This is a genomic window from Nocardioides sp. W7 (assembly GCF_022919075.1).
GTDB lineage: Bacteria > Actinomycetota > Actinomycetes > Propionibacteriales > Nocardioidaceae > Nocardioides.
This window is the reverse complement of sequence record NZ_CP095078.1, coordinates 4,252,312-4,273,457: the sequence shown is the minus strand read 5'-3', so window position 1 is coordinate 4,273,457 and position 21,146 is coordinate 4,252,312. Positions and strand designations below refer to the sequence as shown.

The window sequence follows — 21,146 nt, the reverse complement described above, 5'->3', positions numbered from 1 at the left end:
GGTGAGTGTCCCCGCCCAACCAGCAGTCCGGTACTCCGTCCCCGGCGTCGTGTGTGCGCTGGACGTGATGGCGAAGGCCGTCCTCGTGCTCCTGCTGCTGACGGTCGTGGTGTCTCCCGAGGTCGGCAACCTGGAGGGCAAGGGAGCCACGGCCCGCGCGGTCGGCTACCCCCTGCTCGCCTTCGCGATCCCCGCGCTGTGGTTCCTGCGCTGGCGCGACCGGGCCTCGTTCCCGTGGCTGGCCGACCTCCTGGTGACGGTGACCTGCTTCTCCGACACGCTCGGCAACCGGCTCGACCTGTACGACACCATCCGGTCGTTCGACGACTGGATGCACTTCGTCAACACCGGCCTGCTCGCCGCCGCCTTCGTCATCCTCACCCTGCCGCACGGCGCCTCCCTGGGCGCGGTCCTGGAACGCTCGCTCGCCTTCGGCGTCACCGCCGCCCTCGCCTGGGAGCTCGCCGAGTACGTCGCGTTCCTGAGCGCCTCGGGTGCCGTCGACCGGTACGCCGACACCCTGGGCGACCTCACGCTCGGGATGCTCGGGTCACTGGTCGGCGGGATGGTGGTCCACCGAGCGTGGCAGGCCGGCTACCTCCGGTCCGCGGCGCCGCAGATCGAGTCGCGACCGGCCGCCGCCCTCCTGTCGTCACCGCGCTGACGTAGCTCCACGTCCGGGCCTGCGTCCGGCCCGGCTCGGGTAGTCCTCGATCCGCGACGGTGGACGCGCTGCACACCGACGTTCTCCCCGTCGGCATGAGATACCGGGCAGTGGGATTCGTCGCCGCAGAACCCCGGTGTGGTCGTTAGCATCCGAAAAGTCGCGGATGTGACTCAGGTCACCCGCTTGTTCGGAGCCGATTCACCACCACCAGGAAGCGGGCCAGCGGATGTTGCGAAGAGGGACACGGAGACGGTCACTGGGGATGGTGGCCGCTCTCGGATTGGTGCTCGGCTCGTGGGGATACCCGGGCACGCCGGTGGTCGCCTCGGCGCCGAACGTCGACAGGACCGGAGAGATCAACCGGAACGTCACCTACGAAGCGCTGGTCAGGCGCAGCGACGGGGGAGTGCCCAACGTCAAGGCGGACGACTACGCCAGCCTGGGCTACGGCACCGGGTACGCCATGGCCGAGGACAACGTCTGCATGATCGCGGATCTCGTGATCACCTTCGCTGCGCAGCGTTCCGAGCTGCTCGGCGCCACACCGCAGAACGTGAGTAGCGACTCCTTCTACCAGCTCTTCATCGACCGCGGGGCGGCCGAGGAGCCGCTCGAGTCCAAGCAGGCCGCGGTCTTCCGAGGGGCCGCGGCCGGCTTCAACAGGTACCTGCGGGACACGGGTGTCGACGCGATCACCGACCCCGGCTGCCGCGGAGCCTCCTGGGTCCGGCCGGTCGACGAGCTGGACCTACGTCGAATCTCCCGGATGCCCTTCTTCCTCCCTGCGCTCTCCACGCAGTTCCTGGCCGCCGCGCCCCCGACCGCCACGGGCTCCGCGGGCGCCCGCGTCCGGGCGGGATCGACCGAACCGACGCCCGAAGAGGCGATCGCCCGACTGTTCGACGAGGACCGGGGCAGCAACGGCGTCGCCATCGGTGCCGCCGCAACCGCCGGCGGCGGCGGGATGTTGCTCGCGAACCCGCACCTGAGCTGGAACACGCCGGCCCAGCGGATGTACGCCCTGCACCAGACGATCCCCGGCGAGATGAACATGACGGGGGCAACCACCATGGGCCGGATCCAGGTTGCCTTCGGCGCGACGGAGGACATCGCCTGGACCGCCACCGTCTCGCGCGCGAGTGACTACACCTTCTACCGGCTGCAGCTGGTCCCCGGGAAGCCGACGCACTACCTCTTCGACGGTGCCGAGCGCGAGATGGTGAGGGAGGTCGTCGAGGTCGAGGTCCCGGACGGCAACGGGGGGACCACGAACGCCGAGCACACCTTCTACTCCACCCACTACGGAGCCCGGCTCGTCGGCGGACCCGGATTCGCCTGGAACGACGACATCGCCTACGCGGTCCGTCCCACGGATCCCGGCTGGCGGGGCGTGGAGTCGCTCAACGAGTCCTGGAAGGCGACCTCCGTCCGGGAGTTCGAGAAGATCCAGAACAAGTACCAGTTCCAGGGCACGAACGTGATGGCCGCTGATTCCTCCGGCGAGACCTACTACACCGATGCGAACCCGATTCCCTACTTCACCGACGACCAACGTGCCGCATGCGCCGTGCCCGGTGGTTACGACGGATCGAGGTCGGAGTGCATGTGGAAGATCGACCCCACGGCCGCGAACGACTTCACCTTCGGTCCCGACGCCACGCCGCACCTGTTCCGCGACGACTTCGTGTCCAACATGAACGACAGCTACTGGCTGGCCAACCCTGCCCAGCCGCTGACCGGCTATGACGGGGCCTTCGGGGTCACCGGCACGGAGCGCACCTTGAGGACCCGCGCCGGCCTGAGCGCCATCGAGCAACGACTGTCCGGCACCGACGGCGAGGTGGGCAACAAGTTCACCCTGGGCAGGCTGCAGAAGCTGATGTTCAGCAACACCAGCTACTCCGGAGTCATCCTGCGCGACGGCATGGTCGAGCTGTGCGAGGACAACCCGACCGTCACCGGACCCGACTCCACCGTGACCGACATCAGCGAGGCCTGCGGCGTCCTGGAGGGATGGGATCTTCACGACGACCTGGAGAGCCGGGGCGCCCACCTCTTCCGCGAGATCATGGCGGCGGGTCGCGGCGGCCGGGTCCTGCCGGCCAACTGGAACTACCTGGTCGACTTCGACCCCGAGGACCCGGTCAACACTCCTCGTGATCTCGACCCGGAGGACAACGACGCGGTGCTGCAGGCGATCGCCGCGGCCGTGACGAAGCTCCGCGCCGCGGATGTCGACCTGGACGCGCGCCTCGGCGACGTCCAGTCGGTGACGAGGAACGGCGTACGCATCCCGATGCACGGCGGAACCGGTGAGTCGGGCCTGTTCAACATCCTCACCGCTCCGTTCAACGCGGCGGCGGGTGGCTACCCCGAGGTCAGCAGCGGTGCCAGCTGGATCCAGGCATCGGAGTTCCGTGCGGACGGGCTGGTCAGCCGGGGGATCCTCGCGTTCTCCCAGTCCACCAACCCGAACTCGCCGCACTACTCGGACATGACCCGGATGTACTCGAAGAAGCAGTGGGTCGACCTGCCGGTCACGGAGTCCGACGTCGCAGCCGCCACGACCAGTTCGACCTACCTCGTGGAGGACTCCGGTGTCTGCCTCGACGACGGTTGGCGCGAGGGCCTGGGCGTCGACTTCGCCGATGAGCGCGCCTGCCTCGCCCACTACGACGGGATGCGGAGCCTGCGGCTGCAGGAGTACGACGCACGCCATGCTCCGAGCGGATCCGCCTACACCGGCAAGTCCCTCACCATCACGGGCGTCGCTCGGGTCGGCAGGAAGCTGAAGCTGGCCGAGGTCTCGCCCGCTGACTTCAGCCCGGTTCCCGAGAGCGTCGTCGTCCAGTGGCTCCGCAACGGCCGGCCGATCGTCGGGGCCACCGCCCGGACGTACGTCGTGCAACCGGCGGACGTCGGCGCCCAGCTCACGGCACGGGTGACCGCGATGACGGGTGGGAGGGCCGTCGGGTCGGCCACCACGAAGGCGATCCAGCCCCGTCGGGCGGCCTCAGCAACCAAGGTCTGGATGGTGCCGGGCAAGCGCACCATCGACATCACCGCGAAGGTCGGTTCGACGGCAACGGTCACCGGCTGGGTCCGCATCACGGTGGTGCGGAACGGCAAGGTGATCCGCTCCACGAAGGTCGCGGTCAACCGCCGAGGAGTAGCGCAGGTCCACGTTGCCCGGAACCGCGGTGCGTACAAGGTGACCGCCCGCTACCGGGGCAGTGCCGGCGTAGCGCCCTCGCACGGATCCCAGACGAAGAAGGTGCGCTGAGGGCCCGGCCCGACGGCCGCACTCGTGATCCGTACGACCCCCCCCCGGACCGGAAGGACCGGGGGCGGGGTCGTACGACGCCGGTACTGCTCTTCGGGCGGACCACCTGCGAGATGACGGGGTCCGCGTGGCGACCGCTGACGCCGACGGGGCGAGACCCGAGTGGACGGAGCCCTTCGCCCGGACGATCGACGCGGCGAGGAAGTACGTCGTCTCGGGGCTGTCGAGGCAGGTCGACCTCGAGCTGGTGAGCCGGCTGGAGTTCGGCTCGGGAGCAGCGGTGGCGATGCGCTACGAGCCGAGGAGCCATCCCGCCCCCGACCTGCCGTGACCGCAGAGCCGCGGAAGGTCCGCAGCCAGTTTCACTGGATGGGACTACGGGTGAGACCACGGTCACACGGTGCTTGTCTGCGGGAACGATGTCGTTGCGTCAAGCACGCATTCGTCAGGGGAGGGGACCGGCGATGACGCTCACCAGGAGCGAGGTTCTGGAGACGGGCATTGGCGGATCCCCGTCTCCGTCGACGTCGATGATCGAGCGGATGACCGCGGTCCTCGACGCCTTCGAGTCTCCGAGCTCACGGCTCAGTCTCGAGGACGTCATGGGCGCGACCGGGCTGGCTCGCTCGACGGCGCACCGGATGCTGACCACCCTCACGAAGTTGTCGTGGGTGCGGCGCATCCCGGAGGGCTACGGCCTCGGGACGCGCGCGACGAGCTTCTCCGACTGGGGGAACACCTCGATGGAGCTGCGTCACGTTGCCGCTCCGGTCCTTCACGAGCTGCAGATGTCCACCGGCACCGTCGTCCACCTCGCCGTCCTCAAGGGCGCCCACGTCCACTATCTCGACAAGCTCGGCGGCCGGTTCGCCGCTTCGGTGCCGTCGCGGGTCGGAGGTCGGGCCCCGGCCCACGGCACGGCGCTGGGGAAAGCCATCCTGGCCTGGCTGCCGCCGGAGGAGGTCGACGAGCTCGTCGGCGCCGACCTGGGCAGGATGACGCCGCGCACGATCTCCAACCTGTCGGTCTTCCACCAGGAGCTGCACCGGGTCCGCGAGCGCCGCGGCCTCGCCTTCGAGCAGGGCGAGTGCTTCCCGTCGGTCGCCTGTGTCTCGTCCGCGATCCTCGGCGCCGACGGCCCGGTCGGGAGCATCTCGCTCTCGGTCTCCGGACGCATTCCCCTGGAGAAGATGGCACCGCTGGTCGCCGACGCCACGCGACGGGTCAGCGCCGAGCTCTTTCCGCGGCGCGCGAGCGTCCCGGCAGCCGAGAGCCACCCGTTGCACACCTGGTCCGCGGAGACCCTGGCCAGCATCCTCGCGACCAGCAGCGGGCGCTGGATGTAGGTCATCCCACTCGCTGGGTTTCGTCCCTGCGCGCCGGCCGCGGTCCCTAGCGTGCCGCCATGCGCCATGGAATCTCACTCTTCACCAGCGACCGCGGCATCACTCCTCAGCAGGCCGCCAAGGCGGCAGAGGACCGAGGCTTCGCCACCTTCTACGTTCCCGAGCACACCCACATCCCGGTCCGTCGGGATGCAGCCCATCCGGCCACGGGAGACGACTCCCTTCCCGACGACCGCTACATGCGCACCCTCGACCCGTGGGTCGCACTCGGTGCGGTCGCGGCCGTCACCGAGCGGATCGGTCTCGGGACCTCGGTCGCACTGCCGGTGGAGTCCGACCCGATCACGCTCGCCAAGACCATCGCCACCGTGGACTTCATGTCCGGCGGTCGCGTGGTGCTCGGGGCCGGCTTCGGCTGGAACACCGACGAGCTCACCGACCACGGTGTGCCGCCGGAGCGTCGTCGCACCGTGCTCAAGGAGTACGTCGAGGCGATGCGTGCGCTCTGGACCCAGGAGGAGGCTTCCTACGAAGGCGAGTTCGTCTCCTTCCAGGCATCGTGGGCCTGGCCCAAGCCGATCCAGGAGCACGTGCCGGTCATCATCGGCGCCCAGGCCGGTCCCAAGACCTTCGCGTGGATCGCGGCGAACGCCGACGGCTGGCTCACCACCCCACTCGACCAGAGCATCCCCGAGCAGATCACCCGCCTGCAGGCAGCCTGGGACGCGGCCGGCCGCTCCGGCCATCCGGAGGTGCGAGCGCTCCGACCCACCTTCGAGGTGCTCGACGAGTGGGAGGCCGGTGGCGTCACCGAGGCCGTGTGGACCCTTCCCGACGGCGACGAGTCCGCGGTGATGAAGCACCTCGACGACGTCGCCGCCCGGCTCGGCCTCTGACTCCCCCCGCAACCTGTCGACGAGACCACTCCCGATCACTGGGAGTGGGCTCTCGGGGCCGCATCCGCCGATCAGGATCAGCCGTGCGATGTGACCAGCAGCACGCGCAGGCCCCTCGGGCGGGCACACACCAACGAAGTGGAGAAACCCGTGAAGCGATTTCCAGCTCTGGCGGCCGCGGCCTGCCTGACCCTCACTGCCTGCGGTGGCGGCAGCAGCAGCAGCGACGGCGGCAATGGCGAGGCTGACCCGAGTGCGATCCTGAGGTACACCACCTCGGGCGGCGTCACGTCGTTCGACCCGCACAAGACGGTCGCATCCTCCGACTACATCCTGCTCAACTACGTCTACGACCGCCTGGTCCACCAGGACGTCGACGGCCAGCCGGTGCCCGGCCTTGCCGAGTCGTGGGAGTTCGGCGAGGACTCCAAGAGCCTGACCTTCAAGCTGCGCAGCGGGGTGAGCTTCGAGGACGGCACCCCGTTCGACGCCGAGGCGGTCAAGGCCAATCTCGAGCGGGCCCTGGAGCCGGACTCGATCACCGCTCCGCTGCTCGCGGTTGTCGACAGCGTCGAGGTGGTGGACCCGTCGACGGTCACCCTGAAGCTGAACTCACCCGGTGCCCATCTCGTGCTGACGCTCTCCGACCTGTCCGGGATGATGGTCAGTCCCCAGGCGTTCGCCACTCCCGATGCTGCCGCGGCGCTGGCCACGGACTCGAACGGCATCGGCCGCTTCACACTTGCCGAGGCCGATCCGGGTGCGCACTACGTGTTCGAGGCGTCCGAGAACTACTGGGACGCCGAGGCGCTGAAGGTCGGCGGCATGGACGTCACCGTGATCGTCGACCCCCAGACGAACCTCAACGGGATCAGCTCCGACCAGGCCGACTGTGCGCTGGTGTCGCCCGCCATGATCGCCCCTGCGGAGGCGATCCCCAACGCGGTGACGAAGGCGCGCACCGTGCTCACCCAGACGGTCCTCTACTTCAACCAGACCAAGAGCGAGCTCGGTGACCCGCTGGTCCGCAAGGCGATCAACCTGGCCCTCGACCGCGACGCCATCCTCGAGGCGGCCCAGGAGGGCAAGGGCGCGGCGTCGACCGGTCTGTTCCCGGACGACTACTTCGTGCCGAACGACTCCGTCGCCGACCTGCTCACCCAGGACCAGCAGGCGGCCAAGGACCTGCTCGCCCAGGCCGGGCTGGCGGACGGGTTCTCCTTCACGACGGTCACGCTCACCATTCCCCAGTTCGTCACCACGGCGGAGATCGTCAAGGCCCAGCTCGCCGAGATCGGCATCGACATGGAGATCAAGGCGCTGCCGCCGGCCGACCTGGGGGTCAACTTCCTCAAGGGCACCGGTGACGCGGTGATCACCGCCTGGACCGGCCGTGCCGACCCGTCCATGCTCCTGTCGAGCTACTTCGACGCCGACGCTCCGCAGAACGTGAGCCGCACCGAGGTGGACGGGTTCGACGAGGCCCTGCAGGCGGCCAACTCCACCGACGACGTCGCGGAGCGCGGCGAGGCCCTTGCCGAGGTGCAGCGGCTGGTCCTGGAGCAGGGCGCGGTCGCGCCGCTCACCTTCAACGCCGTCGGAGCGGTCTGCAGCGAGCGGGTGACGGGCTACGAGCCGCCTCTCGTCGGCATCAGCGAGTTCCGCGGCGTCGGAATCAACGGCTGACCGACGCTGTCGGTCCGGTCACGAGGGAGAGGCACATGAGCACCAGTGCGGTGGGGAGCAGGACCCGGTCGATGCTGGGGCGACGACTCGTCGCCCTGGTCCCGCTCATGGCGATCGTGAGCCTGGCGACGTTCAGCCTGGTGCTCCTCATCCCCGGCGATCCGGCCCACCGGATCGCCGGGGAAGGGGCCACCGAGGCGCAGATCGAGGCGGTCAGGACCGACCTCGGCCTGGACCGGCCGGCGTACGAGCAGTTCGCCTCGTTCCTGGGCAACCTGGTGCAGGGTGACCTCGGCACGAGCTACACGTTCCGCACTCCGGTGTGGGACATGATCGTCGCCCGACTGCCGATCACGATCTCCCTGACCCTGGTGGCGATGGCCGTCGCGCTCTTGATCGGCATCCCCACCGGAGTGCTGGCCGCCCGCCGGGCCGGGCGGTGGGAGGACCGCGTCGTCACGGTCGGCAGCACCCTCGGTCTGGCCACGCCGAACTTCGTGCTCGGTCTGCTTCTGACGCTGATCATCGGGGTCAAGCTCCAGTGGCTGCCGGCGACGGGGTACGTCGAGCTGTCCGAGGGCTTCTGGCCGTGGCTGGAGCATCTGATCCTGCCCGGATTCGCTCTCGGCGTGGTCGCCGCGGCAGAGATCGCCCGCCAGTTGCGGGCCTCGTTGGCCGACGTGCTCCGTCAGGACTACGTGCGAACGGCGGTGGCCAAGGGCCTGCTGCCGGGCGCGGTGGTCTGGAAGCACGGATTGAAGAACGCGATGATGCCGGTGGTGACGGTCGTCGGCATCCAGACCGGCTACCTGCTGGGCGGGACCGCGGTGGTCGAGACGATCTTCGGCATCCAGGGGCTCGGCGACTTCGCCGTCCGTGCCGTCATGGCCGGTGACCTGCCGGCCATCCAGGGCATGGTCGTCTTCGCCGTGACGATCACCGTGCTCGCCAGTCTCCTGGTCGACCTGACCTACGGATATCTCAACCCGAGGGGTGAGTCGCAGTGAGTGCCGTTCCCGCGCCGGGGGTCGTCCACGAGACCCCGCGCCGTCGCTTCGTCCGGCGTTTCGCCGGCCCCTGGGCCAACCGGCTCGCTCTGGCCGTGCTGGTGATCTGGCTGATCGCCGCCGTCACCGCCCCCTGGATCGCACCGTACGACCCGCTGGTGCAGAACAGCGAGGGACGACGACTGCCGCCGTTCAGCGACGGCCACTGGCTCGGCACCGACGCGCTGGGCCGTGACACCCTCTCGCGACTGCTGTACGGCGCCCGGGTGGCCGCCGTAGCAGCGGTGATGTCGGTCGGCGTCGGCCTGGTCGGCGGTCTGGTTCCGGCCCTGCTGGCCGGTCTCCTGCGCGGCTGGTGGGACGCGGTCTTCTCGCGCATCGCCGATGCGATCTTGAGCTTCCCGCCCCTGCTGCTCGCCCTGGCGATCGTCGGCGTGATGGGCCCGAACCTCACCAACGCCATGCTCGCCATCGGCGTCGTCTTCGTGCCGCGCTTCTACCGGGTCGTGCGCGCAGCGACGCTTGCCGTGCGCGAGGAGACCTTCATCGAGGCGTCGCGCAGCATCGGCACCCCTACGCACTGGATCCTGCGCCGTCACGTGCTGCCCAACGTGTTGTCGCCGCTTGCCGTGCAGATCAGCCTGGCGTTCGGGTTCGCGATCCTGGCGGAGTCCTCGCTGAGCTTCCTCGGGCTCGGGGTGCAGCCGCCGGACCCGAGCTGGGGGAGCATGCTGTCCGAGGGGCGTGCGGCCTGGTTCTACACACCATGGCCGGTGATCGTGCCGACCGTCACCGTCGTCACGTGTGTGCTGGCCTGCAACGTGATCGGCGACGGCCTGGCCGACTCCGTCGGCCGCGAGAAGGGAAGGGTGTGACATGACGTCACCTTTGCTGTCCGTCAAGGACCTGACCGTCGAGTTCGGCGCCCGCGGTGCGTGGCAGCCGGTGGTCACCGGGGTCTCCTTCGACGTGATGCCCGGTCAGATCGTCGCCCTCGTCGGCGAGTCGGGCTCGGGCAAGAGCGTCTCCTGCTTCGCGCTGCTCCGGCTCCACGGGGAGAACGGCCGCACCTCCGAAGGGGAGGTGCTCTTCGACGGCCGTGACCTCTTGAAGCTGAGCGAGCGGCAGATGGCCGACGTACGCGGCAACGAGATCGCGATGATCTTCCAGGAGCCGATGACCAGCCTGAACCCTGCCTTCACCGTCGGCTCCCAGATCGCCGAGGTGGTCCGCCGGCATCGGGGTGTCAGTCGCTCAGACGCCCGCAGACGTGCCGTCGAGGTGCTGGACCTCGTCGGCATCCCGCGAGCCGCGAGTCGGCTCGGTGAGTATCCGCACCAGTTCTCCGGCGGCATGCGGCAGCGGGTGATGATCGCGATGGCGCTGGCCACCGAGCCCCGGATGCTGATCGCCGACGAGCCGACGACGGCACTGGACGTGACCATCCAGGCCCAGATCCTCGACCTGATCAGCGGTCTGGCCAAGGACTTCGGGATGGGGGTGCTGCTGGTGACCCACGACCTCGGTGTCGTGGCGGACGTGTGCGACGAGGTCGTGGTGATGTACGCCGGCCAGGTCGTCGAGCAGGCGGAGTGCTTCAACATCTTCGAACGACCGCGGCATCCCTACACTGCCGGCCTGATGCGATCGCTCCCGCGGGTCGACGGCGTCGGCGGGATCGAGATCATCCCGGGAACGCCACCCATGCCGAGCCAGTTCCCGACCGGTTGCCGCTTCGCGCCGCGCTGCAGCCACGCCATGGATGCGTGTGGTCCGTCCCCGATCGCCCTGGAGGCACGGACTTCCGGGGGTGCAGTGCGCTGCCTGCGGGCAGTCGAGCTCGATCTCCGGCCGACCAGGAACGGGGTGCTGGCATGACCACCACCCAGGCTCTGCTGCAGGTCCGCGACCTGCATGTGTCGCACCGGGTCGGGCGCAGGTCGCTGCCGGCGGTCCGCGGCATCGACCTGGACGTCGCCGCGGGCGAGGTCGTCGCGCTGGTGGGCGAGTCCGGTTCCGGCAAGTCGAGTGCGGTCCGCGGGATCACGCAGCTCATCCGCCCCGATCGTGGCTCGGTGCGCTTCGCCGGCACCGACCTCACCGACCTCCGTGGTCGTGCGCTGCGGGTTGCTCGGCGCGACATCCAGATGGTGTTCCAGGACCCGTTCTCCTCGCTCGACCCGGCGATGTCGGTCGCCGAGATCATCGGCGAGCCACTCGTCGTGCACAGCGACAAGGGCCGTCGCGAGCGGCGACGGACGGCGATCGAGATGCTGGAGATGGTCGGCCTCCGGGCCGAGCACGCCGACCGCTACCCGCACGAGTTCTCCGGCGGGCAGCGTCAGCGCATCGCGATCGCCCGCGCCTTGGTGCTCCGTCCGAAGCTCGTGGTCGCGGACGAGGCGGTGAGCGCGCTCGACGTCTCCAGCCAGAACCAGGTGCTCGCCCTGCTCCAGGACCTGATCGCCGAGCTGGACGTGGCCTGCCTGTTCATCACCCATGACCTGGCCGTGGTGCGGACCGTCGCGCAGCGGGTCGCGGTGATGTACCTCGGCACGCTGGTCGAGCAGGGTCCGACCGAGGAGCTGTTCGCCGCACCACAGCATCCCTACACCCGGGCGCTGTTGTCGTCCGCGCCGGTCGCCGACCCGGTGGTGCAACGCTCGCGCCCGCGGATCCGGCTCATCGGGGAGCTTCCCGACCCGATGCACCCGCCGACCGGTTGCGTGTTCAGCTCCCGATGCCCGCAGGCGATCAGCCGGTGCCACGACGAGGCACCGGTGAGCCGGACCGCCGTCTCCGGCGCAGCTGTTGCCTGCCACCTGGTCGAGGACCTGACCCTGGACACCGGGCTGCTGCAGACACGCGAGGCCTGACCCGGCACCCATGCCATCCCGCACACGAATGACCGAGAGGACCGCACACGTGGCAACCCTGGAGGAACGGATCGCGCGACTCGAGGCGATCGAACAGATCAAGTCGCTGAAGCACCGCTATCTGCGGGCCTGTGACGACAAGCGGCCGGACGAGTTCCGCAACTGCTTCATCGCCCAGGGCGCGGTCATCGACTACGGCCCGCGGGTCGGGAAGTTCGAGGACGCCGACGGGATCGCCGAGGTCTTCAGCCGACTGGCCCTGCACCGGGTCGACGACCAGATCGTGATTCTGGACATGCACCACGCGGTGCACCCGGAGATCTCGCTGGTGAGCGAGACCGAGGCGACTGGTGCGTGGACGTTGCGCTTCCGCCAGGTCAACCTCATGGACAAGACCGAGCGGGTCAGCGCCATCGAGTACGCCGACCGGTACGTCGTCGAGGACGGCGCGTGGCGGATCGCCAGCTGTGAGGTCACCGTGCTGTGGGCGCTCGTCACGCCGCTTCCCGAGGGATTCACGATCATGGAGTCGTTCTCGTGACGGGTCCTCGCGTCGCTCTGGTCACGGGCGGCAGCAAGGGCGTCGGTCAGGGCATCGCCGTCGGGCTCGCCGAGGCCGGCTGGACGGTTCACGTGTCTGGCCGCGACGCCGAACGCCTGCAGGCCACCGTGGACCGGGTCGACGCGGCCGGCGGGATCGGCCGGGCCCACCGCTGCGAGCACACCGACGATGCCGACCTACAGCGCCTGGTGTCGACGGTGCACGCTGACGCGGGACGCCTGGACCTGCTGGTCAACAACGCCTGGGCCGGCCCGCGGATGAACCACGTGACCCCGGAGAAGTTCTGGGAGCGCCCGCTGTCCGACTGGGACAGCCTGATCGGAGTCGGTCTGCGCGGGCACTACGTGGCGACCCATGCGGCCGCGCCCCTCATGATCGCGCAGGGTGAGGGCCTGATCGTCAACATCTCCTCGGTCGGCACCCGCGCCTACCTGCACTCGACCCTGTACGGGATCTCCAAGGCAGGCCTGGACAAGCTCACTCACGACGCCGCGCTCGAGCTGCGTGAGCACGGTGTCACCGTGCTGTCGTTGTGGCCCGGCCTGGTGCGCACCGAGCAGCTGCTGGCCAGCGGTGTCGACAACATCGCCGGCGTGCCGGTCACCGACGCGGAGACCCCGGAGCTGCAGGGTCGGGTGCTGGCGGCGGTAGCCGCCGACCCGGCGATCCACGCACGCACCGGCGGCGTGCTGATCACTGCGGAGGCCGCGGTCGAGTACGACGTCACCGAGCCCGACGGGGGCACTCCGGTCTCGCCGCGCCTGATGTTCGGCGGCGGCCCGGTCTTCCCGCCCCTCCCTCGGCACTAGCCCCAGCGGACCCCGTCGCCCCAGTGCAGGAGCGCTGCCGGCGTGGCGTCGGGGTCCGTCGTACCTCGAGTGTCGAAGTCGACGCCGAAGGTGCTGCGGTAGTAGATCATCGGCCGCTGGAAGTCGGCCTGCTCGAGTCCCTGGACCCGTCCCACCACCACGTCGTGGTCTCCGGCGAGGTGCACGCCTTCGACCTCGGCGTGCACCCGGAGCATCACCTCGGGAAGCGACGGCGTACCCCAGGGCGACAGGTGCCAGTCGAGGTCCTCGAACCGGGTGCCGCGGCTGGAGCCGAACCGGTCGCACAGGTCGCGTTGCGCCTCGCTGAGCACGTTGACGCAGAAGCGTCCGGTGGCGCGGATCCGCGGCCAGGCACGGCCGCGATGATCGGCGCAGAACAGGACCAACGCAGGCTCCAGCGAGACCGAGGCGAACGACTGGCAGGCGAACCCGACCGGGCCCTCGTCGTCCATCCCGGTCACCACGGTGACCCCGGAGGCGAAGATCCCCATGGCAGCACGCATCTCTGCCGGCGTCGGGGGCCCGGTGCGGTCCGGGCCGACATCGGTCGTCATGGCACCACCCAAGTGGGAGCCGTCGAGCTGCAGGTGGAACTCCCGGTCAGCGGCGGGAAGTCCCGAAGCCCGACTCCCGCTGGTCGGCGCTCGTCGTACCTCCTCCCATTCAACGGGAGCGCCCTCCGGGAGCCGGAGCGCGGATCTAGCGTGCGCTGCGTGACCCAGATAACACATGAGTCGACACGGCGAGAGCTGCAGACCGACGGCGGGGTGCTCCGCTACCACGAGGCAGGCGACCCGGACGCGCCACCGTTGTTGATGCTCCACGGCTCCGGGCCCGGGGTGAGCGGATGGCGCAACTACCGCGGCAACCTGTCGACCTTCGCTCCGCACTTCCGGTGCCTGGCCCTGGAGTTCCCCGGGTTCGGAGTCAGCGACGACACCGAGCTCCATCCGATGGCTGCGGCGCTTCCCTCGGTCAGCACCTTCCTCGACGGGTTGGGGATCGAGCAGGCGGCGATGATCGGCAACTCGATGGGCGGCATCGTCGGGACCCGCTTCGCGATCGCGCAGCCGGACCGGGTGAGCCAGCTCGTCACCATCGGCGGGATGGGGCGCAACATCTTCAGCCCGGCGCCGGGGGAGGGCCTGAACCTGCTGACCGATTTCGTCGAGGACCCGACCCGGGAGCGGCTCATCGCCTGGCTCAGGTCCATGGTCTTCGACCAGTCGCTCGTCACCGACGAGCTGATCGAGGAGCGCTGGGCGACCGCCCTCGACCCGGCCGCGCTGGCCTCTGCGAGGCGGATGTACGGCCGGGGTGTCCTGCAGGCCGCCGCCCAGGCAGCGGAGGCGTCCCCGGAGCCGCCGTACTGGGCGATGCTGCACAAGATCACCGCGCGGACGTTGATCACCTGGGGACGTGACGACCGGGTCAGCCCGGTCGACATGATGCTGCTCCCGATGCGGACGATCCGGGACGTCGAAGTGCACGTGTTCTCGAACTGCGGGCACTGGACCATGATCGAGCAGAAGGCCGCCTGGGAGGCGGCCGTCCTGGCCTTCCTGACGCGTGAGGCATGACGCCCGCTCAGGTGCTTCCCCCGCCGTACGCCGTGCTGCAGGGCTCCGGTGCCCTGCCACCCTCCACGAGAGAGAGATGCGCATGACCAGTTCGGTTCTCGCTGCGATCGAGGCCCACGCCGAGGAGTTCGCAGCGCTCGGTCCGGAGAACGAGAGGCTCGGACGCCTGAGCGATCGATCGGCGCAACTGCTCCGCGAGGTCGGGGTGATCCGGATGCTGCAGTCCGCCACGTACGGCGGCAGCCAGTCGCACCCGCGTGACTTCGCCGAAGCGGTGATGCGACTGGCCTCACTGGACGGTTCGACGGGCTGGGTCGCCGGCATCGTCGGGGTGCATCCCTGGGAGATGTCGATGTGCGACCCGAGGGTCCAGGAGGAGGTCTGGGGAGACGACCCCGACACCTGGATCGCGTCGCCGTACGCGCCGATGGGCGTGCTCCGTCCGGTCGAGGGCGGTTACATCTTCAGCGGGCGCTGGCAGTTCTCCTCCGGCACCGACCACTGTGACTGGATCTTCCTGGGCGCGTTCCTCGGTGACGAGGACGGCAGGCCGCTGGAGCCTCGCCAGAACCAGCACGTGATCCTGCCGCGGGCCGACTACACGATCGTCGACGACTCGTGGGACGTCGTGGGGCTGCGCGGCACCGGCTCGAAGGACGTGATCGTCGAGGACGCCTTCATCCCCGACTACCGGGTGGTGCCGTTCTCCAAGTTCCTCGACAGTTCCCAGCCCCGCGAGTCCGGGCACACCGATCCGCTGTTCCACGTCCCGTTCACCACGGCGTTCCCGCTGGGCATCACCTCGGCAGTGATCGGCATCGCCGAGGGTGCGCTGTCCGCTCACCTGGACTACCAGCGCACCCGGGTCCAGATCACGGGCACGGCGGTCAGGGACGACCCCTACGTCATGTCCGCGATCAGTGCCGCGGCCGAGGAGATCAAGGCGTCGCGCACGGCGTTGCTCGACAACATCACCAGGTTCTACGAGCAGGCCGCCGCCGGGGCGGAGGTCAGCTTCGCCGAGCGTGCGGCGTCGCGTCGTACCCAGGTGGCCGCGGCGTGGCGGGCGGTCCGGGCGATGGACGAGGTCGTGGCCCGCTCGGGTGGCAACGGGCTCCGGATGGACAACCCGATCCAGCGCTTCTGGCGTGACGGCCACATGGGCCTGGCCCACGCCGTCCACGTCCCCGGCCCTGTGCTGCACGTCGCAGCGTTGACCAGCATCGACGTGGTGCCGCCGCCGGGTCCGCTGCTGTCGATGATCTGACACCCCACACCACGAGATCGGAAGGACGAGGACATGACGCAGATCCGAGGGCTCGGCTACCTGAAGGTCCAGAGCAGGGAGGTGCCTCGGTGGCGCGAGCTCACCGTCGACTGCCTGGCGATGCAGGAGACCGACGGCCCCGATCCCGACGGGCTCTACCTCCGGATGGACGAGCGGGCAGCACGGCTGATCGTGCTCCCCGGCGGCCAGGACAAGGTCCTCGCTGTCGGCTGGGAGGTGCGCGACCAGTTCGCACTGGCCACGGTGGGGGTTGCCGTCGAGGCCTCGGGCCGCGAGGTGAGGGTGCTCGACCAGGACGAGTGCGACGAGCGCCGGATCGAGGCGGGCATCCTCTTCGAGGATCCGGCCGGTACGCCGGTGGAGGTCTTCTTCGGGCCGGTGCTCGATCACAGCCCGGTGCTGACCGGGCACGGACAGGCCTTCGTGACGGGTGCGCAGGGGATGGGGCACGTGGTGCTGCCGACGACCGTGCCCGAAGCGTCGGTCGAGTTCTACACCGAGGTGCTCGAGTTCCTGCCTCGTGGTGCGATCCGGCTCGGTGGGCTGTCGTCGCCGACGCCCGTACGTCGCGTCCGCTTCCTAGGGGTCAACCAGCGTCATCACAGCCTGGCGGTCTGCCCCGCGCCGCACGGCAGGGAGCCGGGACTGGTGCACCTGATGATGGAGGTGGACTCCCTCGACGCGGTCGGCCGCGCCCTGGACAAGGTCGGCAAGGCGGGATTCTCACTGTCGTCGACCCTGGGACGGCACACGAACGACAAGATGGTGTCGTTCTACGTGCGGGCGCCGGGCGGCTGGGACCTCGAGTACGGCTGCGAGGGGACGTTGGTCGACGAGGCGTTCTACACCGCGGAGGAGATCACCGCGGACTCGTACTGGGGCCATGACTGGTCGGCCTCCGAGCCCCTGGCCGCCTTCACCATGCCCTGAGTCCCGAGAGGGGTCCCACTCATCGACAGCCCGGCCCGGCGAGGGCTCGGCCTACGTGATCCTTGGAGGATGAGCGAAAGCGTGCTGGACAACGTTCGCGACCTGCTCCCCGGTCTCGCCGACCGCACCGAAGCGGTCGAAGATGCCCGTCGGGTGCCGGTGGAGACCATCACCGAGCTGCGGGAGACGGGCTTCTTCCGGATGCTGCAGCCGCGTCGGTACGGAGGCCTGGAAAGCAACCCGGTCGACTTCTACGCGACCGTGCGAGCCATCGCCGGGGTGTGCGGCTCGACCGGTTGGACGGCGTCCGTGATGGGCGTTCACCCCTGGCAGCTGGGACTCTTCGCGGAAGCCGCGCAGGACGACGTGTGGGGGACAGGGCCGGACGTGCTGCTGGCATCGTCGTACGCCCCGGTGGGTCGGCTGACGGAGATCGACGGGGGCTACCGGCTCGCCGGCAGGTGGAGCTTCTCGTCCGGGTGCGATCACGCGGAGTGGTTCCTGCTCGGCGCGTTGGTGATCGGCCCGACCGGCAGCGCGGTCGACTTCATCACCACGCTGGTGCATCGACGCGATGTCGAGATCGTCGATGTCTGGAACACGATCGGGCTGCGCGGCACCGGCAGCAACGACGTGATCGTGCGCGACGTCCAGCTGCCGACGCATCGCGTGCTGCGGAACTTCGAGCACTCCCGGCTGGCCGGTCCGGGACAGGCGGTCAACACCGGACCGCTGTACCGGATGCCGTTCGGGGCGATCTTCACCTCCACGGTGACGGCGCCGATCCTCGGCACGGTGCAGGGAAGCCTCGACGCCTACGTGGCGACGATGACGGATCGGCACCGGCTCAGCTTCGGCGGCGGTCGCTTCATGGAGGACCAGTTCGCGCAGGTCGCGTTCGCGCGTGCGTCCTCGGACGTCGATGCGGCGATCCTGCAGATGGACCGCAACATCAGCGAGCTGTACGCCGCCGCCACCGCGGGCCGCGAGATCCCGATGGAGCTGCGGCTGCGCGCTCGCCGGGACCAGGTGCGCGGCACCGAGCGCGCACTCGACGCGATCGACATGCTCTTCAAGACAGCGGGTGGCAACTCGTTGCGGCACAACAACCCGATCGGGCGAGCCTGGCGCGACGCGCACGCCGGCTCGGTGCACGTGGCGAACGACGTGGAACGGACGTTGGCGATGTACGGCAAGGGCGCGTTCGGCATTCCGGTCGAGGACAACCTCGTCTGAGCGCTCGCGGCGTCGGCGAGTTCCGGTGGAGGTCGCTGTGCCGCCGGCGCGTGGCGCAGGTGCCTAGTGCCAGTCGCTGATCATCACGTCGTGCGGGGCGGGTGCGCCGGTGCCGGTCTCCACGAGCGCCTTGAGGCTCAGCAGGTACGACGCCCACTTCGTGCTGCAGTGGTGCATGAACTCCCCGGGCTCCGCCCAGCCCTCGTGAGCGAACAGCACGATGGTGTAGCCGTCGACCTGGGAGAGGTCGAAGGTCACGTGGGTGCCGACCCACTCCGGCGGGCCGTCCGCGACCTGCCAGCGGACCCGCTTGGCGGGCTCCAGCTCGATCACCTCCATGTCGAAGCCACCGGGGACGAACCGGAACTCGAGCGTGCCGCCCACCTCGGGGTCGCCGGTGGTCTGGTCGGTCCACCAGGCGGCGAGTCCGTCCACCGTGGTGAGTGCTTCGTAGACCTCCGCGGGTGACGCCTTCTCGACGCCGATGCGGTGCAGGATGTCCACCATCTGCCTACCTCTTTCCGTTGTTGGCTTCGTCGTCCTGGGTGCGTTGGATCGCCTCGGCGATCCGCTTGATCCGGTGGAGTCGGGCGTCCCAGGCCGCGCCGACCGCGGAGAGCTGGGCGATGGCCCGCGCGAACTGCTCGTCGTCCACGCGATATCTCTTCTCGCGCCCGTACGGCGTCGCGTGCACCAGGCCGACCCGGTCGAGCACGCCGAGATGCTTCGAGACCGCCTGGCGGGTGACGGGCAGCTGCTCGCTCAGGCTGGTGGCGGTGCCCGCATCACCGCTGAGCAGCAGGTCGAGCATCCGTCGTCGGGTCGGGTCGCCGACCGCCGACCAGAGGGCGTCGTCGACCGCCACGGTCATCGCGCGGCGACCAGGCGCTCGGCGTACGCCGCGAGGCGGGGGACGAAGAAGTCCCAGCCCGAGACATGGTCGCGGTAGGCCTCCTCGAGCACCGCGGCCTCCCAGCCCCTCTCGCGGAACCCGGACTCGGTCATCCGCAGCGAGGTGCCGGTCGCCGAGGGAACCAGGTCGAAGGTCACGAGCAGGGAGTTGCCGGGACCCGCCTCCTCGTCCGCGGCGTGGGTCCAGCAGAAGGCGAAGCGTCGCGGCGGGTCCGACTCCACCACCGTCATGAGCTGGACGTTGGCGCGCGGGTCGGCCTCGTCGCCCCAGATCAGCTCGCCGGTCGCGCCGGGGGCCGAGGACTCGAGGGTGGTCTCGTCGGGCCACCACTCCCGGAGGTGCTCCGGGCGGCTGACCACCTCGAACACCACCTCGGGGGAGGCCTGGATGTGGACCTCGCGCTCGATGCTTGCGTACTCCATGGCCGCTTCCCTTCGCGCAATGTTTGGTTGCGCATGACGTTAGTCGGGAACTCCAGGAGATGCAACCATTGGTTGCGATTCGGGGGTGCGGGCCCCGTCAGGCGCGCGCCGCCGCGGCTGCGCGGCCCGCCCGCCGCCCGAAGAACGTGCCGTCGCCGAGCGAGGTGCCGGAGACGTAACCCTCCCCGTGGATGCCCGAGCTGGCCCGGCCGGCGGCGTACAGGCCGGCCACGAGGGAGCCGGTCACCGAGCGGACCTCGCCGTCGACGGTCGTGCTGAGCCCGCCGAGGGTGAAGCCCTGGAAGCCGGTTCCGCCGCCCCCGGTGCTGCCCTCGGCGAAGAATCCGAGCCGGGGATCGACCGCGGCCCAGGGACCCTCGAGCACCCGCAGCCACCGAGCGTCCTTGTGGAACAGCGGGTCCGTGCCGGTCGCGGCGTGCTCGTTGTAGGCGGCCACCGTGCGGCCGAGCGAGCCGGTCGGGAGACCCAGCTCCTCCTCGAGCTCCTCCAGGGTCTCGGCGGCGTACGTCGGCCGCACCCCCATCTCGTCGCCGTCGGGGACCGACTCCAGGCCCTGCTCGTCGAGCAGCACCCAGCAGGGACCGGGCTGGTGCAGCGCCGCGTGGCTGAACAGCCCGGGGTAGACGTCCTCGTTGATGAACCGCTGCCCGAGCCCGTTGACCAGCATGCCGCGACACACCATCGCGGGCACCGCGGTGTACGCCGCCTCGACGAAGCCCATCCGGCGGGTGGCTGCGCCGAGCGCGGCGGCCATCTGGATGCCCGAGCCGTCGTCGAGCCCGTCGCTGACCTTGCCGTGTCCCAGCAGGACGGGGGCGTGGTCGGTGAGCATCTCGTCGTTGTCGACGAAGCCGCCGGTGGTGAGCACGACCCCGCGCCGCGCGCGGTAGGTGACCTGCGACCCGAACCGGCGGGCCACGACGCCGACGACGCGGCCCCCGTCGTCCACCACCAGCGACCGGGCGCGGGTGTCGGTGTGGACCGACGCCCCGCCCTCCCGGCAGGCGCCCATCAGCGCCTCCATGACGGTGTGTCCCGCCCAGCCCTTGGTCGCGGGGCGGTGCCCGCGAGGCACGGGGCGGGCGAGCTCGTTGTAGGGCCAGGCGTTCTCACCGAGCCACATCAGCCCGTCCTGGGTGAACGGCATCCAGGTCGGGGCGTCGTACAGCGACTCCTGGAAGTTCACGCCGCAGGACCGGAACCACTCGAAGTGCTCCACGGAGCCGTCGCAGTAGAGCCGGAGCTTCTCCTCGTCGACGTGCGGCCCGAGCGCGGCGCGCAGGTAGGCGAACATGTTGTCGGCGTCGTCCTCGAAGCCGCAGGCCCGCTGCACGGCGGTGCCGCCGCCGAGGTAGAGCTCGCCCCCCGACTGCGCCGACGACCCGCCGGGACCGCTGGCCCGCTCCAGTACGACGACCTCGGCCCCGGCCGCCGCCGCCTCCATCGCCGCTGCCGCCCCGGCGCACCCGGCGCCCACCACGAGCACGTCGACCTCGTGGTCGAAGGAGGACACCTGCGCGAGCGGCACCGGCGTCACGTCGGTGACTCCCGGGGCGGTTGCCCGCTCCTCGGCTGAGGCCTGGTCACTGGTCACGGGAACACT

The 21,146-nt window shown here is 69.9% G+C and carries 21 protein-coding genes; 16 read left to right on the top strand and 5 right to left on the bottom strand.

Annotation, left to right across the window (positions count from 1 at the left end; translation table 11 throughout):
* Position 1 precedes the first annotated feature (1 nt).
* The 12 genes from MUB56_RS20095 (at position 2) to MUB56_RS20040 (ending at position 13,132) form a co-directional block, all read left to right on the top strand.
* Entirely contained in the window at positions 2–664 is a 663-nt protein-coding gene (locus MUB56_RS20095) for a hypothetical protein (RefSeq protein WP_244928784.1), read from the top strand.
* A 265-nt stretch (positions 665–929) separates the two neighbouring features.
* The gene (locus MUB56_RS20090; protein WP_244928783.1) at positions 930–3,950 is read left to right on the top strand and encodes a penicillin acylase family protein; all 3,021 of its coding nucleotides are present in this window, start codon (positions 930–932) and stop codon (positions 3,948–3,950) included.
* A 127-nt stretch (positions 3,951–4,077) separates the two neighbouring features.
* Entirely contained in the window at positions 4,078–4,281 is a 204-nt protein-coding gene (locus MUB56_RS20085) for a hypothetical protein (RefSeq protein ID WP_244928782.1), read from the top strand.
* Between the two features lie 211 nt (positions 4,282–4,492).
* Complete coding sequence (locus tag MUB56_RS20080) at positions 4,493–5,296, top strand: IclR family transcriptional regulator (protein ID WP_244928781.1); 804 nt, start codon at positions 4,493–4,495, stop codon at positions 5,294–5,296.
* 59 nt (positions 5,297–5,355) lie between these two features.
* Positions 5,356–6,192 carry an LLM class F420-dependent oxidoreductase gene (locus tag MUB56_RS20075; protein WP_244928780.1) on the top strand — a complete coding sequence of 279 codons (837 nt, stop codon included), beginning with the start codon at positions 5,356–5,358 and terminating at the stop codon, positions 6,190–6,192.
* 150 nt (positions 6,193–6,342) lie between these two features.
* The gene (locus MUB56_RS20070; protein ID WP_244928779.1) at positions 6,343–7,878 is read left to right on the top strand and encodes an ABC transporter substrate-binding protein; all 1,536 of its coding nucleotides are present in this window, start codon (positions 6,343–6,345) and stop codon (positions 7,876–7,878) included.
* A 35-nt stretch (positions 7,879–7,913) separates the two neighbouring features.
* Positions 7,914–8,885, top strand: a complete 972-nt coding sequence (locus MUB56_RS20065; protein ID WP_244928778.1) for an ABC transporter permease — start codon at positions 7,914–7,916, stop codon at positions 8,883–8,885.
* A complete protein-coding gene (locus tag MUB56_RS20060) occupies positions 8,882–9,760 on the top strand; it encodes an ABC transporter permease (RefSeq protein WP_244928777.1) in 879 nt (292 codons plus the stop codon). Before MUB56_RS20065 ends, MUB56_RS20060 begins: the two co-directional genes overlap by 4 nt.
* A gap of 1 nt (position 9,761) precedes the next feature.
* Positions 9,762–10,763, top strand: coding sequence for an ABC transporter ATP-binding protein (locus tag MUB56_RS20055; protein ID WP_244928776.1), 1,002 nt, complete (start codon positions 9,762–9,764; stop codon positions 10,761–10,763).
* The gene (locus MUB56_RS20050) at positions 10,760–11,761 is read left to right on the top strand and encodes an oligopeptide/dipeptide ABC transporter ATP-binding protein (protein WP_244928775.1); all 1,002 of its coding nucleotides are present in this window, start codon (positions 10,760–10,762) and stop codon (positions 11,759–11,761) included. The genes MUB56_RS20055 and MUB56_RS20050 overlap by 4 nt, the downstream gene beginning before the upstream one ends.
* A 49-nt stretch (positions 11,762–11,810) precedes the next feature.
* Complete coding sequence (locus tag MUB56_RS20045; RefSeq protein ID WP_244928774.1) at positions 11,811–12,302, top strand: nuclear transport factor 2 family protein; 492 nt, start codon at positions 11,811–11,813, stop codon at positions 12,300–12,302.
* Positions 12,299–13,132, top strand: a complete 834-nt coding sequence (locus tag MUB56_RS20040; RefSeq protein WP_244928773.1) for an SDR family NAD(P)-dependent oxidoreductase — start codon at positions 12,299–12,301, stop codon at positions 13,130–13,132. The genes MUB56_RS20045 and MUB56_RS20040 overlap by 4 nt, the downstream gene beginning before the upstream one ends.
* Here the strand turns inward: MUB56_RS20040 and MUB56_RS20035 are convergent.
* A complete protein-coding gene (locus MUB56_RS20035; RefSeq protein WP_244928772.1) occupies positions 13,129–13,707 on the bottom strand; it encodes a flavin reductase family protein in 579 nt (192 codons plus the stop codon). The two genes, MUB56_RS20040 and MUB56_RS20035, sit on opposite strands and share 4 nt — an antisense overlap.
* 159 nt (positions 13,708–13,866) lie before the next feature.
* Between MUB56_RS20035 and MUB56_RS20030 the strand changes: the two genes are divergently transcribed.
* From MUB56_RS20030 to hsaA, 4 genes are all read left to right on the top strand, one after another.
* A complete protein-coding gene (locus tag MUB56_RS20030; protein WP_244928771.1) occupies positions 13,867–14,733 on the top strand; it encodes an alpha/beta fold hydrolase in 867 nt (288 codons plus the stop codon).
* An 82-nt stretch (positions 14,734–14,815) separates the two neighbouring features.
* A complete protein-coding gene (locus MUB56_RS20025) occupies positions 14,816–16,000 on the top strand; it encodes an acyl-CoA dehydrogenase family protein (protein ID WP_244928770.1) in 1,185 nt (394 codons plus the stop codon).
* A gap of 33 nt (positions 16,001–16,033) precedes the next feature.
* Positions 16,034–16,951 (top strand): VOC family protein, encoded by a 918-nt coding sequence (locus MUB56_RS20020; protein ID WP_244928769.1) that lies wholly within the window; start codon positions 16,034–16,036, stop codon positions 16,949–16,951.
* A 69-nt stretch (positions 16,952–17,020) separates the two neighbouring features.
* Positions 17,021–18,187, top strand: a complete 1,167-nt coding sequence (gene hsaA, locus MUB56_RS20015; protein ID WP_244928768.1) for a 3-hydroxy-9,10-secoandrosta-1,3,5(10)-triene-9,17-dione monooxygenase oxygenase subunit — start codon at positions 17,021–17,023, stop codon at positions 18,185–18,187.
* 63 nt (positions 18,188–18,250) lie between these two features.
* Here hsaA and MUB56_RS20010 read toward each other — a convergent pair whose 3' ends face one another.
* The 4 genes from MUB56_RS20010 to MUB56_RS19995 all read right to left on the bottom strand — a co-directional run bounded on the left by MUB56_RS20010 (position 18,251) and on the right by MUB56_RS19995 (position 21,137).
* The gene (locus tag MUB56_RS20010) at positions 18,251–18,694 is read right to left on the bottom strand and encodes an SRPBCC domain-containing protein (protein WP_244928767.1); all 444 of its coding nucleotides are present in this window, start codon (positions 18,692–18,694) and stop codon (positions 18,251–18,253) included.
* 4 nt (positions 18,695–18,698) lie between these two features.
* Positions 18,699–19,058 (bottom strand): metalloregulator ArsR/SmtB family transcription factor, encoded by a 360-nt coding sequence (locus MUB56_RS20005; RefSeq protein WP_244928766.1) that lies wholly within the window; start codon positions 19,056–19,058, stop codon positions 18,699–18,701.
* Complete coding sequence (locus MUB56_RS20000; RefSeq protein ID WP_244928765.1) at positions 19,055–19,522, bottom strand: SRPBCC family protein; 468 nt, start codon at positions 19,520–19,522, stop codon at positions 19,055–19,057. The genes MUB56_RS20005 and MUB56_RS20000 overlap by 4 nt, the downstream gene beginning before the upstream one ends.
* A 97-nt stretch (positions 19,523–19,619) precedes the next feature.
* Positions 19,620–21,137 (bottom strand): FAD-dependent oxidoreductase, encoded by a 1,518-nt coding sequence (locus tag MUB56_RS19995; RefSeq protein ID WP_244928764.1) that lies wholly within the window; start codon positions 21,135–21,137, stop codon positions 19,620–19,622.
* Positions 21,138–21,146 lie beyond the last annotated feature (9 nt).

Excerpts from the sequence above, each read along its gene's own strand:
- MUB56_RS20090 (WP_244928783.1), top strand. The coding sequence starts at position 930 with ATGGTGGCCGCTCTCGGATTGGTGCTCGGCTCGTGGGGATACCCGGGC.
- MUB56_RS20080 (WP_244928781.1), top strand. The coding sequence starts at position 4,493 with ATGACCGCGGTCCTCGACGCCTTCGAGTCTCCGAGCTCACGGCTCAGT.
- MUB56_RS20075 (WP_244928780.1), top strand. The coding sequence starts at position 5,356 with ATGCGCCATGGAATCTCACTCTTCACCAGCGACCGCGGCATCACTCCT.
- MUB56_RS20065 (WP_244928778.1), top strand. The coding sequence starts at position 7,914 with ATGAGCACCAGTGCGGTGGGGAGCAGGACCCGGTCGATGCTGGGGCGA.
- MUB56_RS20055 (WP_244928776.1), top strand. The coding sequence starts at position 9,762 with ATGACGTCACCTTTGCTGTCCGTCAAGGACCTGACCGTCGAGTTCGGC.
- MUB56_RS20050 (WP_244928775.1), top strand. The coding sequence starts at position 10,760 with ATGACCACCACCCAGGCTCTGCTGCAGGTCCGCGACCTGCATGTGTCG.
- MUB56_RS20035 (WP_244928772.1), bottom strand. The coding sequence starts at position 13,707 with ATGACGACCGATGTCGGCCCGGACCGCACCGGGCCCCCGACGCCGGCA.
- MUB56_RS20025 (WP_244928770.1), top strand. The coding sequence starts at position 14,816 with ATGACCAGTTCGGTTCTCGCTGCGATCGAGGCCCACGCCGAGGAGTTC.
- MUB56_RS20020 (WP_244928769.1), top strand. The coding sequence starts at position 16,034 with ATGACGCAGATCCGAGGGCTCGGCTACCTGAAGGTCCAGAGCAGGGAG.
- hsaA (WP_244928768.1), top strand. The coding sequence starts at position 17,021 with ATGAGCGAAAGCGTGCTGGACAACGTTCGCGACCTGCTCCCCGGTCTC.
- MUB56_RS20010 (WP_244928767.1), bottom strand. The coding sequence starts at position 18,694 with ATGGTGGACATCCTGCACCGCATCGGCGTCGAGAAGGCGTCACCCGCG.
- MUB56_RS20005 (WP_244928766.1), bottom strand. The coding sequence starts at position 19,058 with ATGACCGTGGCGGTCGACGACGCCCTCTGGTCGGCGGTCGGCGACCCG.
- MUB56_RS20000 (WP_244928765.1), bottom strand. The coding sequence starts at position 19,522 with ATGGAGTACGCAAGCATCGAGCGCGAGGTCCACATCCAGGCCTCCCCC.